This window comes from uncultured Brachybacterium sp., from assembly GCF_947500705.1.
Taxonomy (GTDB): Bacteria; Actinomycetota; Actinomycetes; order Actinomycetales; family Dermabacteraceae; genus Brachybacterium.
On record NZ_CANMSY010000003.1, the window covers coordinates 458,816 to 471,236 of the forward strand.

At 70.8% G+C, this 12,421-nt stretch carries 12 protein-coding genes and 2 pseudogenes; 8 read left to right on the plus strand and 6 right to left on the minus strand.

Annotated features, from left to right (window positions below):
* Window positions 1-13 precede the first annotated feature (13 nt).
* Genes pabB through Q0937_RS08180 form a run of 5 tightly spaced genes read left to right on the plus strand, consistent with a single transcriptional unit; the run spans window position 14 to window position 5,459 of the window.
* Window positions 14-1,846 (plus strand): aminodeoxychorismate synthase component I, encoded by a 1,833-nt coding sequence (gene pabB, locus Q0937_RS08160; protein WP_299302132.1) that lies wholly within the window; start codon window positions 14-16, stop codon window positions 1,844-1,846.
* A 47-nt stretch (window positions 1,847-1,893) separates the two neighbouring features.
* Window positions 1,894-2,667, plus strand: a complete 774-nt coding sequence (locus Q0937_RS08165; protein WP_299302134.1) for a hypothetical protein — start codon at window positions 1,894-1,896, stop codon at window positions 2,665-2,667.
* Window positions 2,667-4,112 (plus strand): hypothetical protein, encoded by a 1,446-nt coding sequence (locus tag Q0937_RS08170; protein ID WP_299302135.1) that lies wholly within the window; start codon window positions 2,667-2,669, stop codon window positions 4,110-4,112. Before Q0937_RS08165 ends, Q0937_RS08170 begins: the two co-directional genes overlap by 1 nt.
* 22 nt (window positions 4,113-4,134) lie before the next feature.
* A complete protein-coding gene (locus Q0937_RS08175) occupies window positions 4,135-4,569 on the plus strand; it encodes a hypothetical protein (RefSeq protein WP_299302137.1) in 435 nt (144 codons plus the stop codon).
* A 29-nt stretch (window positions 4,570-4,598) separates the two neighbouring features.
* Window positions 4,599-5,459: a sugar phosphate isomerase/epimerase gene (locus Q0937_RS08180; protein WP_299302139.1), complete on the plus strand. Its 861-nt coding sequence runs from the start codon at window positions 4,599-4,601 to the stop codon at window positions 5,457-5,459.
* Window positions 5,460-5,471: 12 nt separating this feature from the next.
* Here Q0937_RS08180 and Q0937_RS08185 read toward each other — a convergent pair whose 3' ends face one another.
* The gene (locus Q0937_RS08185; RefSeq protein WP_299302141.1) at window positions 5,472-6,320 is read right to left on the minus strand and encodes an aldo/keto reductase; all 849 of its coding nucleotides are present in this window, start codon (window positions 6,318-6,320) and stop codon (window positions 5,472-5,474) included.
* 103 nt (window positions 6,321-6,423) lie between these two features.
* Here Q0937_RS08185 and Q0937_RS08190 point away from each other — a divergent pair, with 103 nt between their 5' ends.
* Entirely contained in the window at window positions 6,424-7,917 is a 1,494-nt protein-coding gene (locus tag Q0937_RS08190) for a glycoside hydrolase family 32 protein (RefSeq protein WP_299302143.1), read from the plus strand.
* Between the two features lie 12 nt (window positions 7,918-7,929).
* Here Q0937_RS08190 and Q0937_RS08195 read toward each other — a convergent pair whose 3' ends face one another.
* Together Q0937_RS08195 and Q0937_RS08200 are read right to left on the minus strand one after the other, a co-directional pair.
* Complete coding sequence (locus tag Q0937_RS08195) at window positions 7,930-8,592, minus strand: carbonic anhydrase (RefSeq protein WP_299302144.1); 663 nt, start codon at window positions 8,590-8,592, stop codon at window positions 7,930-7,932.
* A 147-nt stretch (window positions 8,593-8,739) separates the two neighbouring features.
* Window positions 8,740-9,171, minus strand: coding sequence for a VOC family protein (locus tag Q0937_RS08200; RefSeq protein ID WP_299302147.1), 432 nt, complete (start codon window positions 9,169-9,171; stop codon window positions 8,740-8,742).
* 146 nt (window positions 9,172-9,317) lie between these two features.
* Between Q0937_RS08200 and Q0937_RS08205 the strand changes: the two genes are divergently transcribed.
* A complete protein-coding gene (locus tag Q0937_RS08205) occupies window positions 9,318-9,731 on the plus strand; it encodes a VOC family protein (protein ID WP_299302149.1) in 414 nt (137 codons plus the stop codon).
* 119 nt (window positions 9,732-9,850) lie between these two features.
* On the opposite strand, the gene Q0937_RS08210 is transcribed toward Q0937_RS08205, so the two are convergent.
* The 3 genes and pseudogenes from Q0937_RS08210 to aqpZ all read right to left on the minus strand — a co-directional run bounded on the left by Q0937_RS08210 (window position 9,851) and on the right by aqpZ (window position 12,096).
* On the minus strand, window positions 9,851-10,021 hold the full coding sequence (locus tag Q0937_RS08210) for a hypothetical protein (RefSeq protein ID WP_299302151.1): 171 nt from the start codon (window positions 10,019-10,021) through the stop codon (window positions 9,851-9,853).
* 69 nt (window positions 10,022-10,090) lie between these two features.
* Window positions 10,091-11,053: pseudogene (locus Q0937_RS08215) on the minus strand (aldo/keto reductase).
* 242 nt (window positions 11,054-11,295) lie between these two features.
* Complete coding sequence (gene aqpZ, locus Q0937_RS08220) at window positions 11,296-12,096, minus strand: aquaporin Z (RefSeq protein ID WP_299302153.1); 801 nt, start codon at window positions 12,094-12,096, stop codon at window positions 11,296-11,298.
* A gap of 114 nt (window positions 12,097-12,210) precedes the next feature.
* Here aqpZ and Q0937_RS08225 point away from each other — a divergent pair.
* A pseudogene (locus Q0937_RS08225) lies at window positions 12,211-12,372 on the plus strand (NAD(P)-binding domain-containing protein); the annotation flags it as partial.
* Window positions 12,373-12,421: the final 49 nt, after the last annotated feature.

Sequence of the window (12,421 nt, forward strand, 5' to 3'; positions counted from 1 at the left end):
CATGATTCCCCTCATGACCGTCCCCGCCCCCGTCGCCCGCTTCGACGACGTCGCCGCGGGCCGCAGCCTGCAGTTCGGCCGGGCCGAACGAGTGATCAGCGCCGACCGGCCCGAGGAGGTGCGGCCCGCGCTCGCCGCCGTGCAGGAGGCGGTCACCGGCGGGAGCTGGGCCTTCGGGATGGTGGCCTATGAGGCAGCCGCGGGGCTGGATCCGGATGCTCGCGTCCGGGCGCCGCAGGAGGGCCTGCCGCTGGTGTGGTTCGGGATCGCCGACGCCCCGGATGCGGAGGCGCTGCCGCTGACCACGGGGGAGGGCTTCGAGGTCGCCCCCTGGGTCCCGGACTGGTCCGCAGCGGAGCATGCGCAGCGGGTGGAGGCGGTGCGGGCCGCGATCGCCGAGGGTGAGACCTACCAGTGCAACCTCACCACGCGCCTGCGCTCGACCTTCTGCGGTGACGCCTTCGGGCTCTACGGGGAACTCGCCCACCGCCAGCGCGGCGGGCACCACGCCTTCCTCGACCTGGGCAGGAACACCGTGGTCAGCGCCAGCCCGGAATCGTTCCTCCACTGGGAGGACGGTCTGCTGCGCACCGCCCCGATGAAGGGCACCGCCGCTCGGGGCCGGACCCCGGAGGCGGATGCTGCCGGGCGGGAGGCGCTGCTTGCGAGCGAGAAGGACCGCGCCGAGAATGTCATGATCGTCGACCTGCTGCGCAACGACCTCGCCAAGGTCTGCGAAGCGGGAAGTGTGCAGGTCACCGAGCTCATGACCGCTGAGGAGTATCCGACGCTGTGGCAGCTGACCTCGCGCATCCAGGGCCGCGTGCGTGAGGAGATCGGGCTCGCGGAGGTGTTCGAGGCGCTGTTCCCCTGCGGCTCGATCACGGGTGCCCCGAAGCTGTCCACCATGGAGCTGATCGCCGCGCTCGAGGACACCCCGCGCGGGGTGTACTGCGGGGCGATCGGGTATCTCGCCCCCGGCCCCTCGCCGCGGGCGAGGTTCAGCGTCGCGATCCGCACGGCGGTGATCGACGGAGCCGACGGCTCTGCGGTCTATGGCGCGGGCGGTGGGATCACCTGGGACTCGACCGCGGCCGGCGAGTACGCGGAGCTGCTGGTCAAAGCCGCCGTGCTGCCGACAGGCAGGCGGGAGCCCTTCGCCCTGCTGGAGACCCTCGCGGTTCTCGGCGGGCAGGCGCAGCATCTTGGGGAGCACCTCGAGCGGATGCTTGAGTCGGCGGCGCACTTCGGCATCCCCGCGCGGCGGGAGGTGCTCGAGGCCGCGGCGGTCGAGGCTGCGGCGCGCTCGGAGGGCGATGTGCTGCTGCGGCTGGCGCTGCGCCGGGACGGGTCGCTCGAGATCACCACGCGTCCGCTGGTGGCGGCGCCCGAGCCGGTGCGGCTCGCCCTGGACACGGTGCGCACCTCGTTCCCGACCGGGCTCAGCGCACACAAGACCACGGTGAGGGAGCACTTCGCAGCTGCCCGGGAGCGTCATCCGGGGGCAGAGGATGTGGTGCTGCGGGGAGACCACGGCCGTGTCGTCGAGACCACCATCGCGACCCTCGCCGCCCGGATCGACGGCGTCTGGTGCACCCCGCCGCTGGCCGACGGAGGCCTCGCCGGGGTGGGCCGCCGGCTCGCGCTCGAGCGGGGTGAACTGGTCCAGCGCCCGCTGAGCGTCGAGGCGCTGCGCGATGCGGAGGCGCTCGCCGTGCTCAGCTCGGCCCGTGGGTGGCGGCGCGCGGTGCTGGAGGGGGACGGAGTCGACGTGACGCAGCTCCGGCCGCCCTCGATGGGGAGAACTCCCCATTCCTCTCCTCCGTCTCCCGCCATACGCTCCTGACCAGGGCCGCACCGCAGCGTGCCCGCAGCTGCAGCGGAAGGCCGAGCATGACAGTCGACGACACGACGGTGGAGCAGCGACCGCGGATCACCTCGCTGCCCGGGGACGCGAAGCTGGTGCGGATCTCGGAGCCCTCCTGGGCCTGGGTGCGGGCGATCGCGCTCGAGCAGGAGCCGCCGGCAGAGATCACCGAGGAGCAGATCGTCGAGCTCGAGCTCGTGGGCCTGCTGGTCGACGCGCCCGGTGAGGACGACGGTCTGGTGATCGACCCGCACTGGCAGCAGTTCCTGCGCTCCGCCCTGACCTCCCCCGTCGGCGTCGAGCTGGTGTGCGTCGACGGCGACCGGGCCTGGACCACCCGGCTCCGCATCGCCGGTCGCGTGGTGGTGATCATCGATCAGTCTCGGGAGGTCACCGCCGATGCCGAGACGATGCAGCTCGGGCGCCGGGCGGACGCCGTCATCCTCGGCCTGAGCACGATCGAGCACCTCAGCGAGACCTTCGAGGCGCTCGTGCCGCAGCGCCCCGCCTTCACCGCCGCCGACCCCGCCCCGGCTCCGGCCGAGCTGGTCGACGCCCCCGCCGTCGCGGAGGTGCAGATGCTCGTGATCGCCTCCCCGGCCCCGGAGCAGACCGTCGTCAGCGGCGGCTCCTGGTACGCCTACGGGCAGGAGGGCGAGCAGCTCGCGGTGCTGGTGCCCGGCGAGGACGGCACCGAGGCCCGCGAGCTCGAGCCCGGCTCCCTCACCTCGGCGATGCGCGCCAAGGTGATCGCGGCGATCGGCCATGTCACCGCCCATGCCGCCGGGAGCGCCGCCTGATGACCTTCTACGGGATGGACACCGAGCAGGTGCTCGGCGAAGCCGACGCCCTCGAGCTCGCCGCGCGCCGCCTCGAGGAGGTGATGGGCGGGTTGCAGTCGAGCGTGCAGGCCGTGACCTGGGTCGGTCCCGACGCCGAAGCGTTCCGCGAGCAATGGGATGCCACCCATCGGCAGGGCGAGTGCATCGTGCTGCCGGGCCTGGGGGAGCGCTCCCGGGAGCTGCGGCAGCACGTCGAGGAGCAGGATCGCGCCTCCTCGGCCGAAGGGGGTGGCTGGTTCGAGGACGCGATGGACTGGCTGCGGGACACCGGCGGGGACATCGTGGACGGAATCCGCGAGGGGATCGGCTGGCTCGGAGACCGGGGAGCGGACGGCACGGACTGGCTCGGCGACCGGGTCTCCGAGGGGATGGAATGGCTCGGCGACCGGTTCCAGGACGGTCGCGATCTGATCAGCACTGCCCTCGACGCGGTCCGGGACTTCGAATGGCCGCGCTTCACCGAGGTGGTGGTCGACGGCGCAGCGGGCCTGCTCCGCGGGACGGGCGATGTCTTCGAGGCGCTCACCGGCATCGACCTCGAGCTCGCCGACGACGGCATCGGCTACGCCGATGCCCCGGTCGCGGTCACCCCTGAGGACTCGGGCCTGGTCCCTCCCGGTGACCTCTCCCAGATCATCGCCAACACCAACCAGACCTATGGGCCCGAGGAGACCGGGGAGGTCTCGATGAGCGTGGTCGGCAACCCGCCCACCGGGGTGATCGTGAACATCCCCGGCACCGAGCAGTGGTGGCCGATGGCCGGGGACAACCCGCTGGACCTCACCGGCAACGCCGAGCAGGCCGGTTCCGACGGCTGGTCCGCGGGCTCGCAGGCCACGGCCGACGCGATCGCGCAGCTCTATCGGGAGAACCCGGACCTGGAGGGCGTCCCGCTGATGCTCAACGGGCATTCCCAGGGCGGGATGATCGCTGCCAGCCTCGCCGCGAATCCGGAGTTCGCCTCCCAGTACCACCTCACCAACGTGATGACCTATGGCTCCCCGGTGGACAACTACGACGTGCCCGCAGGCGTGAACCAGCTGAACATCCAGCACGGGGGCGACCTGGTGCCGAGGATCGACGCCGAGGGCTCATACCTGGGCCCGGTGGTGCCCGGACCGCACGGCATCCCCCTGCCCGTACCGATCCCGAATCCCGGAGAGCTGCTGGCGAACCAGAACATCGGCTCCGGGAGCACCACCACCGTCACCCTGGACAGCCCCAGCTGGAACCCGCTGACCAATCACGGCGGCGCCGAGTACCAGAACTCGGTGGAGAGGCAGCTGCAGGACCCGAACTCGCCGCTCTCGCAGTACTCGCAGGATCCGAGTCTTCTGCCCTTCCTCACCGGCGACCCCGACAGCGTCCAGCACTTCATCTCCGGCGTGCATCGCGAGAACTGACCCGATGGTGAATGATGGGCCGATGTCAGGCAGTGCCATCGGCCGCAGGGGAGTGCTCGTGGGGATCATCGGCAGCCTGCTCACCGCCTGCGGACTGGGCGGGAGCAGCGACGTCACCGCCGTCCAGGATGCGCTGCGCGTCGCCGTCGAGGCGCTGCCGGAGCACCTCGACGGGAAGGTGCAGTTCCAGGACTCGACCTCCGCCGGCACCACCATCAGCGGGGTCCTGGTGCTCGCCGGGCGGGATCGTGCGCAGATCGAGCAGTCGCTGCTCACCGTCCTGGAGACGGTCAGCGACACCTATGACCAGCAGCCGGGGGTGCGCACGGCCTTCGTGCGGCTCGAGGCGCACCGCGAGGGAGATCGCGGCACCCGCGTGATGACGGCCGACGTGGTCTCGCCGAGCTCCGGCGCGAATGCCTCCACCGAGGACCTCGCAGCGCACTTCGCGGGATGAACCCCGCCCCATCGATCACAGGAGACGTCATGACCCCTGCCCTCGACCCCCGCCCCGCGCTCGATCCCAGCCCCGCCCTCGATCCCACCAAGGCTCTGCACACCTGGTCCCTGTTCCGGACGATGGGCCGCTTCGTGGCCCCCGGCTCCGCGCCGTCGGGCGCTCTCACCGAGAACGGCGCCGGAGGCGGCCTGGACCTGCTCGAGCTGCCCGGGCAGCTCGCCGCGCACGGATTCACCAGCGCCCAGCTGTGCCACTTCTACCTGCCGCGCACCGAGCCCGCCTATCTCTCCGAGCTGCGCGACGGGTTCGACACCGCGGGAGTGGACCTCGAGTGCTTCCTGCTGGATGACGGGGATCTGGTCCATCCCGAGCGCGGTGAGGAGCAGCAGCGCTGGGTCTCGGGCTGGATCGAGGTCGCCGAGCAGCTGGGCGTGCCGAGGGTGCGGGTGCCCGCGGGGGATCAAGTGCCGACGCCGGAGACGCTCGCGCTCAGCGCCCGCCGGCTGCGGGCCCTCGCCGCGGCGCATCCGGGGATCCGAGTGCTCACTGAGAACTGGAAGTCGCTGCTGGTGGATGCGCCCACCACCCAGGCGCTGCTGGACCAGCTCGACGGCGAGGTCGGTCTGCTGATCGACACCGGCAACTGGGACGGCGAGGACAAGTACGAGCAGATCGCGGCGGTGGCCGGGGACGCGGAGTGCTCACAGGTCAAGGCCCGCGAATCGGCCCCGGGTGTGCTCGATGCCGAGGACCTCACCCGCTCGCTCGAAACGCTGCGCGAGGCCGGATACACCGGGCGGCTCTCGCTCGTCTACGCCGGCACGGACGACGACGAATGGGGCCGGCTCGAGCAGATGCACGAGATCGCCCGCACCGTCACCGGCTGACGCCGGGCCTGCTCACCACTCCTCGTGCGTGCGGGAGTCCCAGGCACTCTCCTCGCCGAGGTCGAGGCTCGCCAGCAGCGCGCGGTCCTCGTCATCCAGGCGGAGCGCGGCCAGGTCGAGGTTCCGTCGCTGCCGACCCGGGTCGGAAGAGCGTGGGATCACCACGATCTCCCGGTCCACGGCCCAGCGCAGCGCGACCTGCGCGATGGTGACCTCGTGCTTCGCCGCGACCTTGCGGATCGCGAACTGCTCCGAGAGACCCTCGCGGGTGCCGAGCGGCCCCCAGGCCTGGGTGAGGATGCCGTGCTGCTGGTGGAAGGCGTGCGGCTCCTCGTGGGGCCGCGCCAAGGAGAGCTGGATCTGATTGATCTCGGGCCAGTGCCCCGTCGCATCGAAGAGCTCCTGGAGCTGCTCGGGCCGGAAGTTCGAGACTCCGGCGTGGAGCACCAGGCCCTCCTCCCGCAGATCCAGCAGGGTGCGCCAGGTGTCCACGGCGAGCCCCCGGGACGGGTTCGGCCAGTGGATCAGCGCGATCCCCACCCGCTCCAGCCCCAGCCGGCGCAGCGATTCGAGGATCCCGGTGCGGGCGGCCTTGCGGCCGTGGTCCCCGCCGGCCACCTTGGTGGTCACGAGCACCTCGGAGGGGTCGACCCCGCTGCGGCGCAGCCCTTCGCCGACGGCCGTCTCGTTGCCGTACTGAGCGGCGGTGTCGAGCAGCCGGTACCCGGTGCGCAAGGCCGAGGCGATGACGTCGACCCCGGCGGGGCCCCGAGCCCCTCCGGTGCCGAAGCCGATCAGCGGGATGCTCGTCCCGTCGGCGAACGTCGTGGTGGGAACTTCGGGGTATGCGGGGGTGCTCATGGGGGACTTCCTGGCCGATGCTGGTGCCGCGCCGTCGAGTCTCACCCTACGCGGGACCCCAGCCTGAGACCCTGTCCTCACCACCCCAGACCTGAGGAGCATCATGCAGGACGCGCTGCACCGCGCCGCACAGGCCAACACCGACCTGCTCGCCACCCGTGACGATCGCTGGTACCCCACCTTCCACGTCGCGGCCCCCGCCGGATGGATCAACGACCCCAACGGCCTCAGCCATTTCCAGGGCCGCTACCAGGTGTTCTTCCAGCACCACCCCGCCGGCACCGACTGGGGCCCGATGCACTGGGGCCATGTCTCGAGCGAGGATCTGGTGACCTGGCGACGGGAGCCGATCGCGCTGGCTCCCAGCCTCGAGGAGGACCGCGACGGAGTCTTCTCCGGCTCCGCCGTGACCGGGGACGACGGCACCCTGAAGGTCTTCTACACCGGGCACCGCTGGATCAACGGCGTGGACGACGCGGAGGGGAACCTCCAGGTGCAGTGCCTCGCACAGTCCGTGGACGGCGTCAGCTTCACCAAGCTCGGCGGGGTGGTCGAGCCGCCTGCGGGGGTGCTGGACTTCCGTGATCCCAAGGTGTGGCGGGCAGGGGAGACCTGGTACATGATCTTCGGCGTGCAGTCCGCCGAGCGCCGCGGCCGGGTATGGCTGTACCGCTCACTGGACCTGCTCAGCTGGGAGTTCGACCGGGTGCTCTTCGAGGACCCGGACCCGGACGTCTTCATGATCGAGTGCCCCGATCTGTTCCCCCTCGGGGAGCACTGGGTGCTGCTCTACAGCCCGATGACCACCGCCCGTCCCTCCGGGCACGGCGGGCGCAACGGCCACAACGCCGGCTACCTGGTGGGCAGCTGGGCACCGGGCGAGGACTTCACCCCGACCACCTCGTATCGCCCGGCGGACTGGGGTCATACCTTCTATGCCCCGCAGACCTTCGAGGCGCCCGACGGCCGCCGTCTGCTGCTGGCCTGGATGGGCGCCTTCACCCTCCCGGTCGCCTCCCAGCGGGCCGACGGGTGGAGCGGCCAGCTGACTGTGCCGCGCGAGCTGAGCCTCGGCGAGGACCTGCGGCTGCGCTCGTTGCCGGTGGCGGAGATCGCTGCGCTGCGCCGGGAGACGCACGATCACGGGTCCTTCGACCTCGCGGCCGACGGGTCCACGGTGCTGCTCGAGGATGCGGAGGCCTTTGAGGTCGAGCTCGAGGTCGACCTCTCACGCACCACCTCCGAGCAGGTGGGTCTTCAGGTGCATCGCACCGGAGAGGGGCTGTGCACCTGGGTGGCCTACGACGACCAGAGCGGCCGCGTGGTGCTGGACCGGCGCAGCAGCGCCGGCGGACCGGGCGACCGCGGCTACCGCTCGGCCCCGCACGACGGCGGTGATCACCTCCTACTGCGGGTGCTCGTGGACCGCGGCAGCGTGGAGGTGTTCGTCGGGGAAGGAGAGGAGAACCTGACCTCGCTGAGCTTCCCGGCGGAGGGCCCCCGTTCGCTCGCGCTCACCGCGGTCGCCGGGACCATCGCGGTGCAGTCGTTGCGGGTGCACCGGCTGGCCCCGATCTGGGAGTCGCCCGACCGGTGAGCCGGGTGGTGATCAGCGGGTGGTGTCGACCCGGCCCACCCAGGAGATCGGGGAGACCCGGCCCTCCTCGAGCTGGTACTGGCAGCCCACGATGCCGAGCTCGCCCGCGGCGACCGCGTCGGAGATGACCTTCGACTGGCGCATCAGGGCATTGATGGTCTCGTCGAGATGACGCCGGCCCACTGCATCCGCATCGATCAGCTCGGGATCCACATAAGGGCTGACCTGCTGAGTCGTGAACCACTCCTGCTGGACCGCGGGCTGGATGGCCTCGAGCTCCTTGCGGATCGCCGGGGTGACCTCGCTCGGCGCGGCCGTGGTCTGGTCGATCGCCGCTTTGACCGCGCCGCAGGAGCCGTGCGCGAGCACCACGATCACGGCGACGCCCAGCTCCGCCACGGCGAACTCCATGGTCGCGGTGGTGTTCGCGTTCGCGATCTGGCCGATGTTCCGCACCACGAACAGGTCTCCCAGGCCGCAGTCGAAGAGGATCTCCGCCGCCACCCGGGAGTCCGAGCAGCCGAGGAACGCGGCATTCGGCGCCTGGCTGCCGCGCAGCTCGCTGCGCCGGGCTGCATTCTGCTGGGGGTGGTCCAGGTCCCCGGCCATGAAGCGCTCGTTCCCCTCGACCAGTGCATCCCAGGCCTGCTGGACGGTGACGCGGGGAGAAGTCATGAGGGATCCCTTCGGGAGAGGAGTCGCGGCAGGCAGGGCACGCGGGAGACAGAGCCGGCGAACGGCCCTGTCGCAGGATACTCGCGTCGAGGCATGACCCAGGAACCCCGGTTCCGAGGGGGCGACTGGGTCGGCGACCGGTGCGCCTCAGCTCTGCTCAGGAACGCTGATGTTCACCTGCCACACGACGCCGAAGCGATCGGTGAACGATCCGTAGACGTCGCCCCACATCTGCTTCTCCAGAGCCATCGTGATGCTGCCGCCTTCGGAGAGCTTCTGATATGCGCTGCGCAGAAGGGTCTCGTCGTCCCCCATCAGCGAGAGGGTGACGTTGTTGCCCACGAGGAAACCCTCGGGGGACATTCCCTCGATGACATCGCTGACGTAGAGCCGGATCAGCTCGGTGACCTCCAGGGAGCCGTGCATGACCTTGTCGGCGTTCGCATCCTCGGCCGGGAGCGCGCCGGCCTCCCCGAAGGTGACGAACTGAGGGATCGCGCCGAGCGAGCGGCCGTAGAACTCGAAGGCCTCCCGGGAGTTCCCGGCGAAGTTCAGGTAGGGGTGGAGTGCTGCGGGCATCGGGGCCTCCTCGTCGCTGGCCCGACCCATCGCCGGGCGCTCGGTGCGAGCGTAGACCGCACGGCCGACGAGGGGAACAGCCCGCGGTGCCACCGTCGTACTCGTCGGGCCCGAGGGCTATTGTGGAACTGCCACGAGGAGGACCGATGACGTATCCCGTGCTCAGCTGCACCGCGATCGATGCGCGAGAGCCACGTGCACTCGCCGACTTCTACTGCGCCCTGCTGGGACTGCATCCGCGGCCGGACGATGAGCCTCCACCGCCTCCTGCTCCCGACGACGACACCGACTGGATCGTGCTGCTGGACGCCGATGGGCAGCGCATCCTCGCCGTCCAGGAGAAGAAGGAGCTTCGCTCCTCGACCTGGCCCAGCGAGGAGATCCCGATGCAGTTGCATATGGACTTCCGGGTGCCGGACGCACAGCAGCTCGAGGTGCAGCGCGAGAGGGCAGAACAGCTCGGTGCCCGTCTGCTGCTGGACCGCTCCGAGGACACCGAGGAACCGCTGTACGTCATGGCAGACCCGGAAGATCATCCGTTCTGCCTGCTCGTGGGGTGAGGTGGTTCAGCCCAGCCGGTCGACCGCCGCCGCCCAGCGACCGTCCTCGAGCGACGGGATCGCCGCGATACCCATCCACAGCGTGAGCGCCTCGAGCCAGCGTGACCGCAACTGGGGTCTCACACCACGGTCAGGCGCGGCAGGGCCCGCAGGACGAGGCCCCAGTGCTCGGCCAGCACCTCCCCGAGCCAGCGGGCAGCGCCCTCCCGCCCGTCGAGGCCGAAGCGTTCGTGCAGCGCGAGCTCCGCGTCTTCGGACTCCCACAGCATGGACAGTCCGGAGCTCAGCATGACGTCACGGCACCGCCGGGGCCCTGCCCGCGATGTTCCTCGACGCCGCGAGGGTGATCGGTGCGCGGCCTACCAGGCATACGCCTCGGGGGCCGGACCGCCCGGGCCGGGGAAGATCTCGTCCAGCGCGGTGAGGTCGTCGTCGCTCAGGGTGATGTCCACGGCACCGATCGCGGAGTCCAGCTGGTCCAGGGTGCGCGGGCCGATGATCGGACCGAGCACGCCGGGACGGTGCAGGAGCCACGCGAGCGCCGCCTGGCCGGGTGCCAGATCGCGCTCCGCGCAGAAGGCCTCCCAGCGATCGAGCTGCTGGGTGAGGTCCGCGGGGTCGTGACGACGGTCGGCGGTGCCGCGCCGGACGCCCGTCTCGGAGCGACCGCCGAGCTTCCCGCCCGCGAGCGGTGACCAGGCGATGACCCCGAGTCCGTAGTGCTCCGCGGCCGGGATCACTTCGAGCTCGATGTCGCGGGTGAACAGGTTGTAGAGCGACTGCTCGGAGACCAGACCCAGCGACTGGCGGGCGCGGGCCGCCTCGTTCGCCTGGGCGAGATGCCAGCCGGCGAAGTTCGAAGAGCCGACGTAGCTGATCTTCCCCTGCGCGACCAGCACGTCCATCGCCTGCCAGATCTCCTCCCAGGGCGCCGTGCGGTCCACGTGGTGCATCTGGTAGAGGTCGATGTGGTCGGTCTGCAGACGGCGCAGCGAGGCATCGACCGCTCGGCGGATGTTCAGCGCCGAGAGCCCGCGATCGTTCTTCCCGGGGCCCATCTCGCCGAACACCTTCGTGGCCAGCACGATCTCCTCGCGTCGGCCGCGAGAAGCGATCCAGCGGCCGATGATCTCCTCGGTCCAGCCGCGCCTCTCCGCGCCGCCGTAGCCGTTGGCGGTGTCGAAGAAGGTCACTCCCGCATCGAGCGCGCGGTCCATGATCGCGAAGGCATCCTCCTCGGCGGTGTGCGGGCCGAAGTTCATCGTCCCGAGGACGAGCCGGGAGACGGTCGCACCGCTGCGACCGAGCTGGGCCTACTGCATCGTGGTGTGCTCCTCGTGTCGGGGCGGCCTCGCGTCAGGAGACCCGGGGCCCGCCGCGGGAAAGCGTACGTCCAGCGGTGGGCCGTGACCAGGGAGGCTCGATGGCTGATCGCTCGAGCGCCGTGGTGCCGCACGGCACCGGGAACGGGAGAAGGGGCCCGCAGATGCGGGCCCCTTCGTCGGTCTCTGGAAGCCCTTGCAGGTGAGAAGCACCTCGCGTCAGTGGGGCCGTCGGCTCGGAGTCAGCGGCGACCAGCCAGGACGTGCTTGTGGAGCAGGCCGGCGATCACACCGCCGAGGATCGGGAAGACGATGAACACCCACAGCTGCAGGAGCGGACCACCGCCACCGAAGACCGCTGCCGCGATCGATCGGGCCGGGTTCACGGAGGTGTTGTCGACCGGGATCGAGATCAGATGGATCAGCGTCAGCGTCAGACCGATCGCGAGGCCGGCGAACGTCGTTCCTCGCTCCGGGTGGGTGACGCCGAGGATCACGAGCAGGAAGACGGTGGTGAGGATGACCTCGATCAGGATCGCTGCGCCGAGTCCGAACCCGCCCGGCGAGAGCTCGCCGAAGCCGTTGCTGGCGAATCCGCCGGCCCGCGCGGCCGAGAGCCACCCGTCGGGACCGAAGGCGCCGATCAGGGCGAGCAGCGAGGAGCCGAGGACGCCGCCGATCACCTGGGCCACGATGTAGCCGGGGACCTTGCCCCACTCGAAGCTGCCCGCGGTGGCGAGACCGATGGTGACGGCGGGGTTGAAGTGACCGCCCGAGATCGGGCCGAAGGCATAGGCGCCGACGACGACCGTCAGGCCGAAGGCGAGGGCGACGCCCACGAAGCCGACCCCGAGCGAGGAGCCGTTGTCGCCGGTGCCGAAGTCGGAGGCGAACAAGGCGGTTCCCACGCCGCCGAACACGAGGAGGAATGTGCCCAGGACCTCGGCGACCAGTGCGGAGATCGCCGACGGTTCCTTGTTGTCGAGCTCGGGGGAGAGCTCTGTGGGAAGCGGGTCAGCGGAGGATTCTTGGCGGGAGTTCATGGGGCCTCAATGCAAAGGGGGAGAAGTGCGCCGACATGTCGGAAGCATAGTGACCCAAGTCTCTGTGCGTGACAAGGCGTGGTGAACGCGAGGGCCGAGCGCCGCCATGGTCGGATTCGAGCGCTCGTAGTACCAGCAGGCAACATCGGCAGCCAGGTCGCCCGGGCCGCGATCGCGGCGGGGTACGACGTGGTGATCGCGAGCTCGCGGGGTCCGGAGACCCTCGAGAGCCTCGTCGCGGAGCTCGGCCCGATGGCGCGCGCCGCCAGTCTTGCGCACGGTCGCTCGCAGCTCGATGGACCCGCCCCTCTCGACGCGGTCGCGA